This is a genomic window from Stenotrophomonas sp. YJH_SMC_64, from assembly GCF_059371375.1.
Map to the genome: position 1 here is coordinate 135,579 of NZ_JCAFUN010000005.1, position 19,914 is coordinate 155,492.

The 19,914-nt window shown below is 59.9% G+C and carries 12 protein-coding genes and 1 tRNA gene; 12 read left to right on the plus strand and 1 reads right to left on the minus strand.

Translation table 11 applies throughout. From position 1 onward, the window contains the following. Positions 1-732 (plus strand): DNA polymerase III subunit epsilon, encoded by a 732-nt coding sequence (gene dnaQ / locus AC5P9L_RS06840; RefSeq protein ID WP_005408276.1) that lies wholly within the window; start codon positions 1-3, stop codon positions 730-732. A 111-nt stretch (positions 733-843) separates the two neighbouring features. On the opposite strand, the gene AC5P9L_RS06845 is transcribed toward dnaQ, so the two are convergent. Continuing rightward, positions 844-1,548: a PP2C family protein-serine/threonine phosphatase gene (locus AC5P9L_RS06845; RefSeq protein WP_005408277.1), complete on the minus strand. Its 705-nt coding sequence runs from the start codon at positions 1,546-1,548 to the stop codon at positions 844-846. A 165-nt stretch (positions 1,549-1,713) separates the two neighbouring features. On the opposite strand from AC5P9L_RS06845, the gene AC5P9L_RS06850 reads away from it, so the two are divergent. The 11 genes from AC5P9L_RS06850 to AC5P9L_RS06900 all read left to right on the plus strand — a co-directional run bounded on the left by AC5P9L_RS06850 (position 1,714) and on the right by AC5P9L_RS06900 (position 19,914). Beyond that, positions 1,714-1,804, plus strand: a tRNA-Ser gene (locus AC5P9L_RS06850). Between the two features lie 530 nt (positions 1,805-2,334). Beyond that, positions 2,335-3,249: a helix-turn-helix transcriptional regulator gene (locus AC5P9L_RS06855; RefSeq protein ID WP_495230572.1), complete on the plus strand. Its 915-nt coding sequence runs from the start codon at positions 2,335-2,337 to the stop codon at positions 3,247-3,249. Between the two features lie 62 nt (positions 3,250-3,311). Further along, positions 3,312-3,812: a BrxE family protein gene (locus tag AC5P9L_RS06860; RefSeq protein WP_495230573.1), complete on the plus strand. Its 501-nt coding sequence runs from the start codon at positions 3,312-3,314 to the stop codon at positions 3,810-3,812. Positions 3,813-3,814: 2 nt separating this feature from the next. Next, positions 3,815-4,603, plus strand: coding sequence for a DUF1819 family protein (locus tag AC5P9L_RS06865; RefSeq protein ID WP_495230574.1), 789 nt, complete (start codon positions 3,815-3,817; stop codon positions 4,601-4,603). Beyond that, positions 4,584-5,159 (plus strand): BREX protein BrxB domain-containing protein, encoded by a 576-nt coding sequence (locus tag AC5P9L_RS06870; protein ID WP_313642356.1) that lies wholly within the window; start codon positions 4,584-4,586, stop codon positions 5,157-5,159. Before AC5P9L_RS06865 ends, AC5P9L_RS06870 begins: the two co-directional genes overlap by 20 nt. A gap of 28 nt (positions 5,160-5,187) precedes the next feature. Further along, a complete protein-coding gene (brxC, locus tag AC5P9L_RS06875; RefSeq protein ID WP_495230575.1) occupies positions 5,188-8,832 on the plus strand; it encodes a BREX system P-loop protein BrxC in 3,645 nt (1,214 codons plus the stop codon). Between the two features lie 2 nt (positions 8,833-8,834). Then, complete coding sequence (locus tag AC5P9L_RS06880; RefSeq protein ID WP_495230576.1) at positions 8,835-11,555, plus strand: ATP-binding domain-containing protein; 2,721 nt, start codon at positions 8,835-8,837, stop codon at positions 11,553-11,555. Between the two features lie 10 nt (positions 11,556-11,565). Continuing rightward, positions 11,566-13,458 (plus strand): Eco57I restriction-modification methylase domain-containing protein, encoded by a 1,893-nt coding sequence (locus AC5P9L_RS06885; RefSeq protein WP_495230577.1) that lies wholly within the window; start codon positions 11,566-11,568, stop codon positions 13,456-13,458. Further along, the gene (locus tag AC5P9L_RS06890) at positions 13,455-15,380 is read left to right on the plus strand and encodes a BREX-1 system adenine-specific DNA-methyltransferase PglX (RefSeq protein WP_495230578.1); all 1,926 of its coding nucleotides are present in this window, start codon (positions 13,455-13,457) and stop codon (positions 15,378-15,380) included. Before AC5P9L_RS06885 ends, AC5P9L_RS06890 begins: the two co-directional genes overlap by 4 nt. Continuing rightward, a complete protein-coding gene (locus tag AC5P9L_RS06895; RefSeq protein WP_495230579.1) occupies positions 15,377-17,323 on the plus strand; it encodes a DUF262 domain-containing protein in 1,947 nt (648 codons plus the stop codon). The genes AC5P9L_RS06890 and AC5P9L_RS06895 overlap by 4 nt, the downstream gene beginning before the upstream one ends. A 65-nt stretch (positions 17,324-17,388) precedes the next feature. Beyond that, a complete protein-coding gene (locus AC5P9L_RS06900; protein ID WP_495230580.1) occupies positions 17,389-19,914 on the plus strand; it encodes a PglZ domain-containing protein in 2,526 nt (841 codons plus the stop codon).

Sequence of the window (19,914 nt, forward strand, 5' to 3'; positions counted from 1 at the left end):
ATGCGTCAGATCATCCTCGATACCGAAACCACCGGCCTGGAGTGGAAGAAGGGCAACCGCATCGTCGAAATCGGCTGCGTGGAGCTGTTCAAGCGCCGCCCGACCGGCAACAACTACCACCAGTACATCAAGCCGGACTGCGAGTTCGAACAGGGCGCGCAGGAAGTCACGGGCCTGACCCTGGAGTTCCTCGATGACAAGCCTGAATTTGCGCAGATCGCCGATGAGTTCCTGGCGTTCATCGATGGCGCCGAGCTGATCATCCACAACGCGGCGTTCGACCTTGGCTTCCTCGACAACGAGTTGTCGCTGCTGGGGCCGCAGTACGGAAAGATCGCCGACCGCTGCACGGTCATCGATACCCTGGCGATGGCGCGTGAGCGCTTCCCGGGCCAGCGCAACTCGCTGGATGCGCTGTGCAAGCGGCTGGGCGTGGACAACTCGCACCGTGCGCTGCACGGCGGCCTGCTCGATGCGCAGATCCTGGGCGATGTCTATATCGCACTGACCTCGGGCCAGGAAGAGATCGGCTTCGGCCTGGGCGATGACGATGGCGGCGGCGCCGGCGCGGCGTTGCAGGCTTTCGATACCAGCAAGCTGCTGCCGCGTCCGCGCGTGGTGGCTACGCCGTCGGAACTGGAAGCGCACGCTGCGCGGCTGGAACGGCTGCGCAAGAAGGCCGGCCACGCACTGTGGGATGGCCCGAAGGTGGAAGAGCCCGCCAGCGCGTAATACATCGAGGTAGTGCCGGCCGCTGGCCGGCATCGTCCTGATACGAGGTTCCCCGGGTGAGCCGGCCAGCGGCCGGCACTACCGCCTCCACGCACGGCGTGGCTCTACCGGTTAATGGCAGCGCACCAGGATCACGCTGATGTTGTCACGGCCACCGCCATCGAGTGCGGCGGCGACCAGCGTATCCACGCATTCCTGCGCGCTGGCATCTTCGAATGCCAGGGTGCGGGCGATGCCGCGGTCATCCACTTCCTCGGTGAGACCGTCGCTGCACAGCAGCAGCTGCATGCCCGGACGCAGCTCACCACTGGTGGTGGCCACGTTCAGGTGGGCTGGATCGGTCACGCCCAGTGCCTGGGTGACCACGTTGCGATGCGGATGCGCGCGCGCCTGTTCGGCGGTCAGGTTGCCCTGCGCGACCAGTTCCTGCACCACGCTGTGGTCCTGGCTGAGCTGCGCGAGCTGGCCGTCGCGCCACAGGTAGGCGCGGCTGTCGCCGACCCAGGCCACTTCATAGCGGTTGCCCTGCACACGCGCGGCGACCACGGTGGTACCCATCGGCAACGTGTCGTTGCGCCGGCGCGAGGCGCGGATGATCTCTTCGTCGGCAGTGCGGATGGCCTGTGCCAGCGGTGCGCCGCGGCGGATCTCGCGCACGATGGTTTCGCGTGCCAGTGCACTGGCCACTTCGCCGCAGGCATGCCCGCCCATGCCGTCGGCCACCAGCCACAGGGCCAGCTCGCTGTCACCGTAGTAGGTGTCCTCGTTGAGCTCGCGGCGCATGCCGGGGTGGGTGAGGTGTCCGAATTCGATCATGGTAGGCAGGGCGGGGTATTGCCGGGGGAGACAGGCATCATCGGGTGGCCGCAGGCATCCGGCAAGGCATGCGCCCAGGAAATTTTCAGTTCGTTGGCCGGAATGACTTGTCGTCGGCCTCACTTCCTCGTATGATGCGCGTCCCCGGTCCGCCGGGGACCACCCGGAGAGGTGGCAGAGTGGTTGAATGTACCTGACTCGAAATCAGGCAGGCGTTTATAGCGCCTCGGGGGTTCGAATCCCCCCCTCTCCGCCAGATAACTGAACTAAGCCCTTGAATTTCAAGGGCTTTTTTCATTTTCGGCTTGGCTGGTATGCCATCTGGTATGCCATTGGGGGCTGGCTGCTGCTGGATCCATCTGGACGGGGGGCGCGTCTGCCTTGCTGGTCAGAGCGTTTGGATGCCATAGGAGCCAAGCGGGCAGGGCGCGGTCCCTCGAAGCACTTATATCGATGTGGCACACAGATGCGTTGGATCTGTGCTGCAAAGCGTGCTGTACGATCGCTTCAACTTTTCTACAAGCTCAAGACTCCCTGTTGCGATGAGGGCCATCGGCAGCAGCTGGTTATGGTGGTGATCTTGGTGCCGTAGCGTCCTGATGGCCGCTCTGCAGAGATCTGCAGGTGGATGGGCTGCCTCGAACGGGGATGGTTATCAAAATGCAGCCCTTGTGTGATCATGATGGGTAGTGTTTGGGTGGTTGCCGGCAGACCGCAGGCTTTCCCCTAGAACTCGTACAAGGAATTACTGACCCGGATGAGTGATCTTTCCCCGGTATCGCACGGATGACGAACGAACAGCTTGCAGATCTAACCCAGCCACAACGCGACCGGCTCGCGTTTGTGGAGTTGCGCGTGCGCTTCATCGGGGAGATACGCCGTCAGGACTTGGTCACGCGGTTTGGCATCCAGTCCGCCGCCGCATCCAGGGATCTGGCGCTGTACAAGGAGTTGGCCCCGGGCAACATCGACTACGACCCCAAGGGCAAGTCCTACGTCTTGGGGCCGGACTTCCGGCCCGTATTCGACTTTCCCCCAGAGCGGTTGCTGTCGTGGCTGACCCAGGGCTTTGGCGATGGTGAGCCGATGCGGCTCAAGGCGTGGGTAGCCAGCGAGAGCCCGTCACGGCTCACGCATCCGGATCTGGATGTACTGGCGAGCGTGACCCGTGCGATTCACCAGGAGTGTCCGCTCGGCATCGAGTACCACTCCATCTCCAGTGGCCGCACTGAACGTGAGATCGTCCCGTTCGCGCTGATCGACAGCGGCCTCCGTTGGCACGTCCGTGCATTCGACCGAAAGTCGCAGGAGTTCCGGGATTTCGTCATCACTCGGATCAAGCGCCCGGTGGTGCTCAAGGGTCAGCCCGTGGCGCCCCACGAGGCCAGTGATCAAGACATTCAGTGGACCCGGATCGTCGAACTGGAGTTGGTGCCGCACCCCAATCAACCGCGTCCCGAGATCGCGGAGATGGATTACGGCATGACTGGCGGCATGGTGAAGATGAAGCTTCGGGCAGCGACTGCCGGCTACATCCTGCGCAAGTGGAGCGTCGACTGCTCCGCAGACCACAGCCTTCGTGGGCCGGAGTACAGACTATGGCTGAAGGACCACTTGGCCTTGTACGGCGTCAAGAACGCCGTGCTGGCACCAGGGTATGCACCCTTGGATGCGGCCCGAGCAGGAGCGGAATGTGACTGAACACTGGCTACCAGTGCCGGCGCCGGTCGCGTCGGTAGAACAAACGAATGACGAGAATTGAGATGAAAGAATCCTACCTACCGACATTGCTGCAGATGAGGATGCTTGTCGGCTTCCTTGGCGAGCGTGCTCAGTACGCCTGGTGGCCAACGGCGTTCTATGAGGCATCAAGCAAGCTCTTCCTGGAGCCGGTCTTCTCGAAAACGTCTCGCCTCGCTCAGTACCACGGTGTGCTGGAAGCAGCCAGACGATTGCACGACGAGCATTTGAGCGTGGGTAGCTACCACCTGTTCCGGTTGCCCGAAGAGGTCGAGCAAGACCTGCACGCGACCGTGCAAAGCAGCGTGGGAGAAGAACTCGCCAGCCAGGCGCCACAAAACAAAGAGGCTGCGCTGGATGCGTTGAAGCGATTGGCTGCCACGGGCGGCACGTCCAGCGTTGGTCCAACGGCGGTCGGGGGCATCAAGGATCTCGATTCCACCGACACCCTGAAGGCTATCGCTGCGGCCTATCTATCTGCGTTCACGCAGAACACCAAAACTTATCCGTATCTGGTGGGGTGATCGTGGCCGACAACAAGCCCTACACGAGCCAACTGGGGGCAGGACTCGGCCTGGTTGACGAGACCAAAATGCTGCTCGACCTTTGGTCGCCTGGCATGTCGGTAAATCAGTTACATCAGGTCGCTCTGGAGTCGGGACGATTTCCTACTGTCACCGCGCGCCGGCTCCGCAACATCGTCGTCGAGTGCTTTGCTCCGCGCTACTTGGTGGGAGGCGGAGCCCCAGCCGCCCACCTAAAACGACTCTCTTCAACACTGCCTACTGCCGACCTGACGCAGCTCATGCTCGTGTTTACGAGTCGCGCCAATCTTATCCTGGGCGACTTCGTGCGCAACGTTTACTGGGCTCGATACGCAGGCGGACACTCACAAATTACAAACGAGGACGCGCGCGCCTTCGTCGAGCGCGGGATCGATGATGGCAAGACGACTAAGCGATGGTCGGAGTCGATGATTCGAAACGTCTCCGGATACCTCACAGGCTGTTGTGCTGACTACGGCATGCTCGAAGGTGGGCGGCGAACTAGTCGCCGCATCCTGCCGTTTCGCATATCGCCGTCCGTGAGCGCCTACCTCGCTTACGATCTGCACTTTAGGGGCGTCGGCGACAACGCTCTGCTGACCCACGAAGACTGGCAGTTATTTGGCCTGGCGCGCGAGGACGTGCTGGAGGAAATCAAACGACTCTCGCTGAAGGGGTTGCTCATCGTCCAGGCTGCCGGCGACGTGATCCGTATCAGCTGGAAACAACAAGACATGGAGGCGCTCTGCGATGTCCTCACTCAAAGCTGATTTCGACGAGTTGCGCGAGCGTATCCGCCACGGGCGTGAGCTCAGTCATGCGAGCTTCGAGCCGATTTACTACCTCGTCTTCCCACCAGAGCAGATCCTCGAGGTGAAGCGGCAAACGCCCGCTTGGGTGGCCAAGCTGCATCAGGAAGGCTGGGACGTGCACACATTCTCCATCGCTGAACAGATCTGGGCCCTGCTCAAAGACGACCCGTTTTGGTCGCTGTGCGTGATGGAGGACAAGTCCGCTCCGCTGGATTGGCCGCGTACCAACAAGGCGCTGGCGGACATTCTGACGGCTGATAACGGCCTGTTGAAGCGACTTGAGGATGCCTTGCAGCCGCTCGAAGGCCAGCAGAACGCGCTGCTCTTGGTAACGGACCTTGAGGCACTGCATCCGTTTATGCGCATCGGCGCCATCGAAAGCCAGCTCCAGGGCAAGTTTCATGTGCCGACGATTTTTCTGTACCCCGGCGTGCGAACCGGCAAGACGCGCCTGAAGTTTCTCGGCTTCTACCCGGAAGACGGCAATTACCGCTCTGTCCACGTCGGCGGCTGAACAGACAAAAGAACCCTGGGATAAACCTATGACCATTCGCTCACTCTTCGACCCAAGCAAGGACATCTACCGGACCATTGAGAAGGTCATCACCTATGGCGCCTCGCAAGAAGGCCGCCTCAAGGCTGAGATCTCCGAATACGTGGTCACCGAAAGCATTGAGGAGCAGTTTCGCAAGCTCCTCGATCGCATGCAGCTCGCGATGGAGTCCGGTGGTGAAAACGAGGTGGGCGTCTGGGTTTCAGGCTTCTACGGCTCCGGTAAGAGCTCGTTCACCAAGTACCTCGGCCTGGCGTTTGACGATCAGCGCACCATCGACGGCACGCCGTTCATCAATTATCTGCAGGACCGCCTGCACAAGCCACAAACCAAGGCCCTTCTCAGCACAGTCGCGAAGCGCTTCCCTGCCGCTGTGGTCATGCTCGACCTCGCCAGCGAAATGCTCGCCGGCGCCACGATGGAAGACGTTTCCACCGTCCTCTACTTCAAGGTTCTGCAGTGGGCGGGCTACTCGCGCAACCTGAAGGTTGCCGCTTTTGAGCGCATGGTCGAGAAGGACGGCCGTACGCCCGAACTGCATGAGCGCATCGCTCAAGCGCTGCCAGGTGCCACCTGGGCTCGCGTGCAGAACAACCCACTGGCCATCGATGGCTTGATCCCAAAGATCGCCCATGAGATGTACCCGGCCCTCTTCCCAGAGACCAAGTCCTTCTCTTCCAGCACCGAGGGCTTCTTCCAGTTCGAAGACCAGCGCGTGCAGGAGATGATCGACATCGTCCGCGAAAAAAGCGGCAAGCAGAACATCATTTTCATTGTCGACGAGGTCGGTCAGTACGTGGCCTCTCGCGACAACCTGATCCTCAACCTCGATGGCCTGGCAAAGAACCTCAAGCGGCTGGGTGACGGCAAGGCCTGGATCATCTCCACTGCGCAGCAGACCCTCACTGAGGACGACCCACGCGCCGCACTGAACTCAGACAAGCTTTACAAGCTGAAAGACCGCTTCCCGATCCAGATCGACCTCGAATCGAGCGACATCAAAGAGATCTGCTATCGCCGTCTGCTCGGCAAATCGCCTGCGGGCGAGACCGAACTTGGCAAGCTGTTCGATGCCCATGGTCAGGCGCTGCGACACAACACCAAGTTGCAAGACGCCAAGTATTATGACGCGGACTTCAGCAAAGAGAGCTTCACCAATCTCTACCCATTCCTGCCGGCGCATTTCGACATCCTGCTGCACCTGCTGGGTGCGCTCGCCAAGTCCACTGGTGGTATTGGTCTGCGTTCCGCGATCAAGGTGATTCAGGACGTGCTGAAAGGTGAAGGCGGTTCCAAGGCAATGGCCGATCAGCCGGTGGGCTGGCTGGCCACCACGGTGACGCTGTATGACGAACTTGAAAAGGACATCCGCCGCGCATTTCCGTCTATCCATCAGGCGGTGAGTAGAGGTGTCGGGGATCGATTCCACGATTCTGAATTGCATCAAAGCATTGCGAAGACTATCGCCGTGTTGCAGATCCTTGGGAACCTGCCAGTCACTGTTCAGAACGTTAGCAGCCTAATGCACCCATCCATTACTGCGCCGTCTCAGGTTGACACGGTCAGGCAGGCTGTTGAGGAGATGTTGGCTGACAAGTATGTGCCACTCGGCGAGAAGGATGGCAACCTCGTCTTCCTCAGCGAGAAGCTGCGTGACATCGAACAAGAGCGAGGTGCCATTGCACTACGCACTGTCGATGTAAAGCGCATCTTCAACGATGCATTGCGCGAGTCCTTCGATCCGCTGCCGCGTGTCAGCCACCACGGCACAATGGCCGTGGCAACGGGTCTGAAGGTCCAGGCCGGCAGTGCCATCACCAGCCTGGCCGGTGATCAGAGCACTATTCAAACTGTCGTTGAGTTGGTGCCTGCCAGCGACTACGAGGCCGCCAAGAACCGCATGCTGGACGACTCCCGCAGCCGTGCGGGTCGGAACGTCATCGGGCTCTTGGCTCGCGCCAATTCAGAACTCGACGATCTGGCGAACGAAATTTATCGCTGCCAGCGCATCGCCGAACTGCACCGCAACGAGCCTGACCAAGAGGTCAAGGACTACTGCACCGGCCAGCTCGACCGCGCTGCCAAGCTGGCGACCCAGCTCCAGAGCAAGATCAAACAAACTCTGCAAGCCGGCTCGTTTGTGTTCCGCGGCCAGGCCACGGCGGTGTCGGCACTGGATTCTGATTTGCTGGAGGCAGCCAAAAAGTTGCTCTCTGACGTGGCCGACCAGGTGTTCGACCGCTATGTCGAAGCGCCGGTGCGCGCTGGAACCGACACCGCCGAGAAGTTCCTGAAAGTCGCCAACCCCGCGGCCATCAGCAGCGCGCTGGACCCGCTCGGTTTGGTGCAAACCGTGGCCGGTCGTGCCTCGTTCAAAACCGACCATAAAGCGATGATCAGCATCCGCGACTACATCGACAAGCGCGGCACCGTCGATGGCAAGCGCTTGCTCGACGACTTCAGCAGCGATCCGTTTGGCTGGTCACCTGATACCACGCGCTACATCGTGGCCGCCATGCTCATGGCGGGCGAAATCAAGCTCAAGGTATCCGGGCGAGAGGTCACAGCCGCCGGCCAGCAGGCCATCGATGCCCTGAAGACCAACAACTCCTTCAAGCAGATCGGCGTCGCCTTGCGCGACGAGCGCCCGTCCATTGAAACCCTCGGCCGGGCGGCGGAACGACTCACCGAGCTGGTCGGCGACATGGTGATCCCGCTGGAACAAGAGATCAGCAAGGCGGCGGCGAAGCATTTTCCGCGCTTCCAGCACGACTATGGCTCCTTGGCCGAAAAGCTCAGTGGCCTCGGCCTGGCGGGCAGCGATCGCATCCGCACCTTGAATCAGGACATTGCCGACGTCTTGTTCACTGATGCCTCCGACGCCCCTCAGCGGTTGGGTGCCGAAACGTCAGCCATTTACGACAACCTCAAGTGGGCACTCGAAGTGAAGCGGGCGCTCGACAATGGGCTCGACGCTACCTTGCGTGACTTGCAAGCTCATCGTCGCGACATCGAAGCCTTGCCGGACACTGGCGTGCCAGGAGAGCTGCGCCGCGAACTTACCGAAGACTTGGGAACCCTGTCAGAGCGCCTGGGCAAAGAAGACTTCTACAAACACACCGCCGACTTCAATTCGCAGCTCACCCATCTGAAGGGCCGCGTGCGCGATGCGGTCATCACGCTCTCCGATCAGCAAAAGCTGCGTTTGAAGGAAGGTGTCGAGGATCTGCAGCGCATCCCCGAGTGGGAAGAGCTCACCCAGGAGGAGCGCGGCAACGCCGTGAATCGGCTGGACGGGCTCGCCCTGGCCGCCACACAGGATCTGGCCGGACTCAAGAAGCTGCTGGCCCGGGACTACGACATCAACAGTACCCTCGAAGATCTGAAGCGCTCCATCCAGCGCCAAGGGCAGGAGCGCCTGCGCAAGCGCATGGAGGAAGAGCGGGCCAAGACCGGCGAGAAAGGTCCGGCGAAGCTCACCAAATCGATCGCTGTGCCGGTGAAGATGACCTCTGCGGCAGACATCGACGCGCTGATTCAACAGCTTCATGAAATCAAGGCTCAACTCGCTCTGTATGCCGAGATCGAAGTGTCTCTTGTCGTGGGTGAACAGCCTGGAACGGGTGGGAGCTGAGCATGGAGCTGACCACCGAATCCAGGCAGCACATCGAGCAGGTCGCTGGCGAGGCGCTCACCCAGCTCGACAGCATCGCTACAGCTGCAAAACGCAATCTGCACGATGGGCGAATGCTGGGCTCCGATGCCTTGGCGAGCGTCAATACGATGACGTCCAGTTCGGCCATCCAGAAACTGGATCAGATCAGCCAGGCCAACCGAGAGAGCTATCAGATTTTGGCGGCTGAGCCTGCGATCGCTCGTGTCGTTGTTGTGGATGAGGAAGGCGACGAGCGCACCTATTACATCTGCCGAACCACACCGGTTTCTGGCTTCCAAAATCTGGCCAGTTACCGCGCCCCGGTTGGTCGTCTGGCCTCTTTGGCGATTGGGGCTGAATTCACCCTGCCCAATGGCACCGTTGTCGAGGTGTTGGAGCGCGCCCAACTCCGACCCACCGCACTGGCCGATGGCTGGGATTCGCGCGATACCGTGGTGGAAGCCGAGCATTTCGGCCCACTTACCATCGAGTCGCTGCGAGCGCTACTAACTGAGGTTGTCGGAGAAGAAGTCACCGAAGACCTCCTGGGTCAACTGCTGGCCGAAGAAACCGTCAAGGCCAACATCATCGACGGCGTGCGCCGCAGCGTCATCACCAAGATGGGGCTGCGCGATCAGCCCGTTCTGGATCAGTACCAGGATGAGATCTTCCGTCTTCCCCTCGACAAGCGCTTGCTGATTCTTGGCCCGCCCGGCACGGGTAAGACGACAACCCTAATCCGCCGCCTTGGCCAGAAGCTCGACACCGACTTCCTGGAGGAAGGCGAACAACGTCTGGTTGAGACGGTGGCTACTGCCCAGGGCGTCGCGCACGCCAACAGTTGGCTGATGTTCACGCCCACCGAATTGCTCAAGCAGTACCTCAAGGAGGCCTTTGCGCGTGAAGGCGTTCCTGCCTCCGATCTGCGTATTAGAACCTGGCAAGACTACCGGCGCGAGCTGGCCAGAAACGCTTTCGGTGTCCTCAGAACCGCATCGGGTGGTGGCACTTTTGTCCTGAAAGACAGCCTGCCAAGCCTGAGCGCAGGGGCGCTGGATCGCCCGATTCAGTGGTTCGACGATTTCAACACATGGCAGCGCAACGCCTACGTGCAAGAGCTGCATGAAGCGGCCAACATGCTCCGCGAAGCCAAGGTGCCAGAAGTCCAGAGCTTGGGCGAGCGGCTGCACAACATCCTTCCGCAAGCGGGCGATGGCGCGTTGGCGTCCACCTTCGGATCGCTGGCAGCCGAGCTCCCCAAGGTGCAGGCGCTCGTCACCAGCCTGAAGGACGCATCCGACGGCAAGATCAAAGCCGCGCTCAACCTCCAGCTCAACCGCAACCGGGCGTTCCTGGATGAGTTGGCACGCTTCATTGATGGCCTGCAGCAAGCCCAGGCCACCGATGCCGACGAGCAAGACGATCTCGATGCCGACGAGGAAGAAGACACCACAGCACCGCGCACCGGTCGTGCCGCCGCTCTCAACGCTTACATGCAAGCGGTGCGAGCCCAAGCCCGATCTGCAGCCTCCAAGCGTGCGGTCAGCAAGACGTCGCGTAACGGCAAAATCATCGAGTGGCTGGCCGATCACGGCCTGACGGAAACCGATCGCGCTCAGGTGGGTACGAGCCTACTGGTGCAGACCAATGCGCGCCGCTTCGTGAACCCGGTCAAGCGCTATCTCGACGGCATTCCCAAGCGCTACCGCGCGTTCCGGCGCGAACGCCAGCAAGCCGGGAGCTGGTATCGCAACGAAGGCTTCGAAGCCCGCGATATCAATCCGCTCGAACTGGACATTGTGCTGCTCGCCATCCTGCGCGCCGCAGGCGACTTGATCAGCCGGCCCAACGTGCAGCGCGATATCGACAGCCCCGCTTGGTCGGCACTCCAGCCCATCCTGGGGCACTACCGCAACCAGGTTTTGGTGGATGAAGCGACCGACTTTTCGCCTATCCAGCTTGCCTGCATGGCCGCCCTGGCACATCCACGGCTGCGCTCGTTCTTTGCTTGCGGCGATTTCAACCAGCGCCTGACCACCTGGGGTGCGCGATCCGCCGATGAAATGAAGTGGGTCTTTGCCGACTTCGACATCAAAGAGATCACCGTCTCCTACCGGCAGAGCAAGCAACTGAACGATCTGGCTCGCGCCATGATTCGCGCTGTCGGCGGCACCGAGCAGAACGTCAGCTTGCCCGCGCATGTGGACAGTGGTGGCGTAGCGCCCGCGCTCCTGGAGCACGCAACGGACACGGCAATCGTTGTCAGTTGGCTCGCAGATCGCATCCGAGAGATTGAGCGTTTCGTCGGCCAGCTGCCGTCCACCGCCATCTTTGTGAATGCCGAAGACGATGTGGCGCCAGTGGCTGAGGCGCTGAACGAAGCCCTGTCCGAACACAACATCCAGGTCATTGCCTGCCGCGAGGGTCAGTCGGTGGGCCAGGAAAGCAACGTGCGCGTGTTCGACATCCAACACATCAAAGGCCTGGAGTTCGAAGCGGTGTTCTTCGTGGGGATTGACCAACTCGCCTCACTGCATCCAGCGCTCTTCGACAAATACCTGTACGTGGGCACCACGCGTGCGGCCACCTACCTGGGCGTGACCTGCGACGGCGCTTTGCCGCCCGCCATCGAGAGCCTGCGCGCTCACTTTGGCCAGGATTGGCAAGCGCCCGGTTCGCTCCAAGCGGTCACAGAACAATAGGAATCGATTGATGGCCTTCGACCAAACAACAAGAAACCGCCTGCAGCGCTTCGTCAACGATGCGCGCCGGGTGCTGGAAGAGGAATTTACCCGCCAGCTCCAGAACGATTACGGCATGGACCCGAACGCGGGCACCGTGGCTGACCTGGCCAGCCTGCGCCATATCAACGACGCGCAGCGCGAAACTGCCCGCATCCTGCGCGACACCCTGGCGCACTACACCGCCAGTGGCGACATGAATGCCACCCAGGGGCTGGACCGTATCGTCCGCGAGCAGGCCTTTACCGTGCTGAACCGCCTGGCCGCACTGCGCATGGCGGAGGCGCGCGGACTGCTGGTTGAATCGGTCGGCAACGGTTTCCAGGCCAAGGGCTTTCAGCTCTACGCGCGCCTGGCCGGCACCGGCCTGGGCGAGACCGGCGATGCCTACCGCGTGTACCTGTTCAGCGTGTTCGATGAACTCGCGCAAGACCTGCCCGGCCTGTTCGACCGCTACTCGCCGCAGGGCCGTCTGTTCCCGCGCGAGGCGGCGCTGCTGCAAGTGCTGACCCTGATCAGCGATGCCGACATCGCCCCGCTGTGGAGCGAGGACGAAACCATCGGCTGGATCTACCAGTACTTCAACTCCAAGGAAGAGCGCAAGGCCATGCGCGAAGCCAGCCAGGCGCCGCGCAACAGCCGCGAGCTGGCGGTACGCAACCAGTTCTTCACGCCGCGCTACGTGGTCGAGTTTCTGGTGGACAACACCCTCGGGCGTCTCTGGTTCAACGCCACGGGCGGGGCCACCGGCCTGCGCGATCGCTGCCAATACTTGCTGGTGAAACCGGACGAAACGCCACAAGCCGCCACCAAGCTGCGTGACCCGCGCACCCTCAAGTTGCTGGACCCAGCCTGCGGCTCCATGCACTTCGGCCTGTATGCCTTCGATCTGTTCGCCGATATATACCGTGAGGCATGGGCCTGGGAGCAACAGCACGGACCGGGCTCGCTCGATGTTTCGACCCAGCCTCAGGCAGCGCTCAAGCCACTGAGCCAGACCTATGAGGACGAGGCGGCATATCTGCGCGACGTGCCGCGCCTGGTCATCGAGCACAACATTTATGGCGTGGACATCGACCCACGTGCCGCGCAAATCGCCTCGTTGGCGCTGTGGCTACGGGCGCAGCGTGCCTGGCACGATGCCGGCGTGAAGGCCAAGGACCGCCCACTGATTGGCCACGGTCATGTGGTCGCCGCCATTGCGCCGCCGTCAGAGCGTGAGTTGCGCCAGCAGTTTGCTGCCAACCTTGATCAACGCGATGCCGAGCTGTTCGAGAAGACCCTGCAACTGCTCAAGGGGCTGCCGGAGTTGGGCGTGCTGCTCCAGGTTGAGCGCGAGTTGCCGCACTTGATTCGCCAGGTCTATGTGGGCAAAGGCACCGGCCTGTTTGCCCAACAGGAGCAAGAGAGCTGGCAGCAGGCGGAGGCTCGTCTGCGTACGGCGCTCACTGAATTCGCCCAGGCAGCCAAGTCGACGTATCAGGGGCGCCTGTTTGCTCAGGATGCCCTGCAAGGATTGCGGCTCATCGATCTGTGCCGTGAAGTGTTCGATGTGGTGGTGATGAATCCGCCCTTTGGCGCGCTTAGTCTTGGCGTGAAAGATGGTCTATCGAAAAGTTATCCAAACTCAAAAAACGACTTGCTAGCGATTTTCGTTGAGCGTGGTCTAGAGCTGCTCCGCCCATGTGGGCGGGTTGGTGCGATTACTTCTCGGACATGCTTCTTTCTCTCTGATTTCAAAAAGTGGCGAGAAAATGTAGTGCTGGGTCTATCCACTCCCGATGCCTTTGCTGATCTCGGTGTTGGCGTCATGGATGATGCAGCCGTTGAGGCGGCAGCCTATGTCTTGGAGAAAACGGCATGACGATATTTTTGCGCTTGATGAAGGAGAGCGACAAGCAAAGTGCAATGGTTTCGGCCATTAGCGCAAGTCGTGCTGGTTTATCCGATGATCGTGTTTTTCACGCCGATCCTATTGATTTCAAGATTATTCCAGGCGCTCCATTTTCTTATTGGGTTAATCAATCGATACGTTCGGCGTTTATAAAACACACTCGGTTTGAGTCGGAGGGGCGAACAGCAAAACAGGGGCTGGCGACTGCTGACGACAATCGATTCCTCCGTGTTTGGTGGGAGGTAATGCCGAGTGCCACCGATTGGTATTGTTTCGCCAAGGGAGGCGCACATTCTCAGCACTATGCTGACGTATATCTGATGGTCAACTGGACCAGCGATGGCGCAGAGATCAAGAACAACCTGAATGAAAAGGGCGGAATTCGCTCGAATGTTTGGATGTTGAAAGACACCGCGCCTAAATTTTTCTTCCGTCCTGGGTTAACGTGGCCACTCCGAACCAATGGATTGAGTTTCAGGGTAATACCGTCCCAATGCATTTTCGGTCATAAGGGGCCTGTGGGATTCTCAAGCTCTGATGATGAATTGTCTCTGTTGGGGTTGTCTGCTGTACTGAACTCAAAGCCGTTTGGCTACTTGGTTTCTCTGCAATTGGCACGAACTGAGCTAGCTCAATCTTATGAAGTTGGCTTGATTCAACAGACGCCAGTTCCAGAATTAAATTCGAGTCAGCAAGCCGATCTGGCTGTCTTAGCCCACCGCGCGTGGTCGCTCAAGCGCTCGCTGGATAGCATTGAAGAAACCTCTCACGCCTTCGCGCTGCCTGCTGCGCTGCGTGCTTGTCTGGGGGATTACGATCCACCCGCCATCAATGTGGAGCTGGTACGCATCCAGGCTGAGATCGACGCCATCGCCTTCGACCTCTACGGCTTTTCAGATGCCGACCGCGCTGCCGTGCAGGGCGACCAGGGTGCGGTGAATGAGGGCGATGCAGAAGTCAGCGCGGACGACGAAGGTGATGATGAGGACGATGCCCCACCCATAGATCAAACGGCAGGCCTGCTGAGTTGGGCCGTGGGCGTGGCCTTCGGTCGATTCGATTGGCGCCTTGCCACCAACGAACGCGCAGCACCTGCCGAGCCCGCCCCCTTCGACCCGTTACCAGCCAAGAGCCCCGGCATGCTCCCGGACGGTGCCGCTCCCTTCCACGCGCATGCGGGCATCCTGGTGGACGACCAAGGTCATCCCCACGATCTCGCGCGCCTGACTGAGGAGGTTCTTGCTCGTGTCGATGCGCCCGTCCCGGAGGATGTGCGCCGCTGGCAGCAGCGGGACTTCTTCGCTTTTCACCTGCAACGCTATTCCAAGAGCCGCCGCAAAGCGCCCATCTACTGGCCGATGAGCACGACCTCCGGCAACTACACGCTGTGGGTCTATTACCCCAGTCTTACCAGCCAGACGCTGTACACGGCGATCAATGACTTCGTTGAGCCCAAGCTCAAGCAAGTCGGCGACGATGTGACGGCGCTGCGTAACAAGGGTTCTGCCCGTACTCGCGACGACGATAAGCAATTTGAAACTTTGCATGATTTCGAGAAGGAACTGATCGAGTTGCGCGACACCCTGCTCAAGCTCGCGCCGACCTACAAGCCCAACCACGACGACGGCGTGCAAATCAGCGCTGCGCCGCTGTGGTCGCTGTTCCGCCACAAACCTTGGCAGAAGGTGCTCAAGGACACCTGGGCCAAGCTGGAGAAAGGCGACTACGACTGGGCACACCTGGCCATGAACTACTGGCCGGATCGCGTACGGGAGAAGTGCAAGACCGACAAGTCGCTGGCTATCGCACACCATTTGGAGTCGCTTTACGAAGAACCAGTGTCCGCGCCCAAGAAAGCTCGTGGGCGCAAAGGAAAGGGGGAGGCATCTTGAGCGGTACCAACTTTGGTGCTGAGCTGTTGTGTTTGCCGGAGATCTTCGAGCAGCGCTATTTCACCGTTCCTGACTACCAACGAGCGTACGCGTGGGACGAGCGGCAGGTGGACGAAATGCTCAAGGATCTCGACCACCTGTTGAATGACAGTGCTTCGCACCGGCATTACACCGGCACCTTGGTGTTAAGCCTGTTCGAGACGACAAACGGGGTGCCGGTTGAGTACCACGTGGTTGACGGGCAGCAGAGGTTGACCACATTGGTGATTGTTCTTCGCGCTTTGGCCACACACCTACCGGTGGAGAGCCGCAGTGCCTTCGACGCGCTCTATCTGCGCCGGGGCGCCTTGGGTTCTGAGCGCTTTGTTCTGCGCCTGAATGCTGACACCCGTCAATTCTTTGAGCGCGTGATCATGGGTTCCGCTGATGCCAGCCATGAGCCGATGGCGCTGGAGGCGCATAGACGCCTTCTGTCGGCAAAGCAGAAAGTGACGGCATGGATGAAGAGCCGGCTGGCCACAGGAACCACAGTGGAGCAACTACGAGCCACCATCGAGAGCCGCTTGGGGTTCCTGGTGTACGCACCCAAGGAAGATGCCGAGACTGGCATCATGTTCGAGGTCATCAACAACAGAGGGAAACAGCTTAGTGAGCTCGAGAAAGTAAAGAACTATCTGATTTACTGCTGCGTAAAGCTCAACGCACCCACCCTGCGGCAGGAGATCGATGAGAGCTGGTCGGAAATCCTGAGGAATCTTAATGCGGCAGGGAAGACCAGTTCATCGGAAGAGGGCGCCTTTCTGCGCTACTGCATGGTAGTGCAGTTCAAGGCCAACAAGACCGATAGCCAATACGGGTACGACCTACTCAAAAAGCGCCTGGTGCCCGAACATTCCGTGGATTCAGCGGCTAAAAGCCAAGCAATCGAATCGATGCGGGAGTTCGTTGGCTTCTTGAAGGTGTCATCTCTGTGGTACGCGCGCTTGTTCGGTCAGCAGCATGATGGTGTTGAAGCTGAAGTCCGCCCGCTACTTGAGCAACTTCGAGCTCAGGACCGGCATGCGTCGATCATGCCATTGTTCCTGGCGTTGGTTATCCGCAACCAGGGTCGTGGAGCCATGCTTCGTCGTTTGCTTGGCATCCTAGAGCGAGTGAACTTTCGGGTTTACATGGCACGCAAGATCACCGAGCGCAATGACAGCGGTCAAGGCGATCTCTACAATTATGCCGCTGCCTATTACCACAAGGAACTGCTTTCGGCAGTTCCTATGAATGAACGAAAACTGGGCAAAGACACCCTCACGGACGATGATCAGGCGCTCGAATATCGATTAGTTGAGTTCGCTCTTTGGTTTGCCACTGATGAGCGTTTTTTGGAGTCCTTCCGGCTTGAGAAGAACTCTCCTGATGACTTTTTCAGATGGACGGGATTGCGCTATTTCTTGATGAGCTACGAGCAGTATCTTCAGCCCAACAAGACCATCCCAATAGACAAAATTGTTTTGAGTAGAGCTGAGGGAAAGTCCGCCGACTTCCTTTCTGTGGAGCATCGCTGGGCAGTGGGAAACCGGAGTGGCAAGGGCGAGAACGATCGGACTGTTGACTCTTTTGAGAAGCGTCGCTTAGGTAATTTCACTCTGCTTGAACTCCGCGTCAATATTCAGGCAGGAAAGGCAAGCCTTGACGACAAGATCGAACACTATCTTGGCAAGGATAAGGAGCCTGGAACCGACCTTCAGCAAGTTAAGATCATGGTCCGTGAGGCTAAGAAAATATTGAAGGAAATAGAGCGACGGCCTCGTACGAAAAACTACTTCCTTGAACTGCATAGGACGATCAGTGACAAACAGGAAGAGGCACTGTGCAGGTTCGCCCGAAAGCGTTGGAGTCTTCAGGACTGCATTGGCTATCACGTCCTCAAACGCCAGATGGAAGAAGAGTAGATGCGGGAGCCCTGGCAGGGTCTGCGTACCCGGTTTTTCCATTTTGAGTTGAGGAAGATAACTCTATGAGTATTGCTGAGTTCATCCGTGAGAGCGTTCTGCGGCCGCGCTTAAAGCAAACCGGCTGCTTAGTGGTGTACGACGCCGACAAGCGCTACCGCGAGCTGTGTTTCGACTTGGCGGCTGACAAGGTGCGGGTGGTAGATGCGTCTGAAAGCAGCATCGAAAGCCGCGAGGCAGCGCTGCTGGCGCTGCGCGATGTAGGACAGCCCAAGGCGCCCTTGGAAGGTGTGTTGATCTATGTTCCCTCCAAGCGGCCAGAGACAGACGAGCAAAAGCAAGCTGATCCATTCGCGCTGTACGCAGAATGCGGCGCGGTGTTCCCGCAAGACGATGGCGACGAGTACCTGAGCCTGTGCCTGCGTGCTAAGCCAGATTACGCGACAGAAATTCGAAGCCTATTTGTGCGCGAACCACGACCGCAGTATGCGGTGATTGACGCCATTGGCGGCGGCGTGAGCTGGCCCCAGTTGCGAGCCACTCTGCGAGTGGAGTCTGGCCGCGAGATTCTGGCCGCACTGCTGGCCCCGAGTGCCAGCCAAGCCGAAGCGCTCAAGGGGCAGGAAGGTTGGGTGCAAGAGGCGCGGGATTTCCTCCGTGCTACCTTGGGCTTGAGCGTGAAGACCCGCGGCAAGACCTGGTCTGCCCTGGCGGACGAACTGTGGCGCTATGTGCTGTTCAGTGAATTCGTGTTCGATTTGCCAGTGGCACTGCCAGACACACTGAAGGGTGTGCCGCACGCACCGATGGAAGCCAGACCCATCGTCGAGGATGTGTGCGACCGTCTGCGCAGCGACCCGAAGTCACGCGCGATATACATCGAGCGCGCCGAGACCACCGAGGCGGAGCTCAACCTGACCGATCTGTGCGGTGCGATTGAAGACCTGGGCGAGCGCGACACCTTCCCCTTCGAGGAGCGGACCTTCCTGCGAACTGCGATCAAGGGCATTGTCAGCGGCGACACCGATGCCACGCGCCGTGTGCTGACCCGCCACAAGAGTTCGGTATGGCTCGGCAAGGGCGAAAGCCAGGCCCAGTGGGAGCTGGTGCGGTCTGGCTTGAGCCTGGTTGAGGCCTGCGACGATTTTGAGCGCCAGCTACCGGATCACGCCCGCTCGCAAGCGGAGCTGATCGACTTCTACCTGGGCAGCCTGCGCGAAGCAGATCGTCTGCAGCGCGAGTTTGAGCAAGCGGCGGGGGACTTCCTCGACCCGCATGGCTTGATGCATGAAGTGATCAGCCAAGCGCGGGCGCGCTATCGGCGCTTGGCGGAAAAGGTTCAGGGCGTGTTTGTGAAGCACGTAGAGACTACGGGGTGGCCGCCGACTGGGAGACTGGCCAACGCCGACGCATTTGATCGCCTGGTGGCGGATCGACTTAAGGAAAGCGGCCGTAAGGTGGCCTACTTGATGGTGGATGCCTTGCGCTATGAGTTGGGTGTGGCGCTTGAGAAGCTGCTGGCGGAAGACGGTCCCGTCGAGCTGCAAGCGGCCTATGCGCAGCTACCGACCATCACCCTGGTGGGCATGGCGAGCTTGCTGCCGGGTGCTCGCACGGGGCTGACTCTATCGCTGGAGAACGATTCCCTGGTGCCTAAGCTGGCAGGGGCGCCGGTGAGCAACGTCCCGCAACGCATGGGTGTGCTAGCCAAGCGGTATGGTGATCGCTTCGCGGAAATGCCGCTCAACGATTTTGTTCGCGGTAAACCGAAGATTGCCGAAACCGTCGATCTGCTGGTGCTGCGCTCCACGGAAATCGATAGCCAACTGGAAAGCAACCCCGAGACAACGCTCGGGCTGATCCCTGGCACGCTCAAGCTGATCCGCGTGGCACTGCATAAGCTGCGTGGCATGGGCTTCAAAGAGGCGGTCATCGTGACCGACCACGGCTTCTTCCTGAACGCACAAGCAGAAGCTGGCGATGTGTGCGTGAAACCACAGGGGAAATGGCCGGTGAATGCCCATGACCGCATGATGCTGGGCGACGGCACAGCAGATGGTCACAGCCTGGTCGTCAGCGCCGAGAAGGTCGGCATTCGCGGTGATTTCACCCAAGTGGCGCTGCCGCGCAGCATGGCGCCCTATCGCTCAGGGCACCTGTATTTCCACGGCGGCGCATCCCTGGCCGAGGCCGTTGTGCCGGTGCTGGTGGCCAGGCTGGATACCGCCGTCCATGCGGAATTGCGCAAGGTGGTGGTGGAGCTGAGCTACAAGAACGGCGCCAAACGAATAACTACGCGATTGCCGGTCATCGAAGTGATACTGGTGGCCGACGATATGTTCTCGCAAGACATGAGCGTGGAGATCTTGTTGGAAGCGCAGGATAGCAAGGGCAACGTGGTGGGAGAGCCGCGCCCAGGCGGCGATGTGAATCCTGCGACCAGAACCGTGACCCTGATGCCAGGCCAGCGCAAGCAGATTGCGCTGCGAATGGATGATGAGTTCAGAGGCAAGTTCAAGGTCGTGGCGCTGAACCCCACAACCCTGGCGGCCTACAGCAATCTAGCGCTTGAAACCGACTATACGGAATGA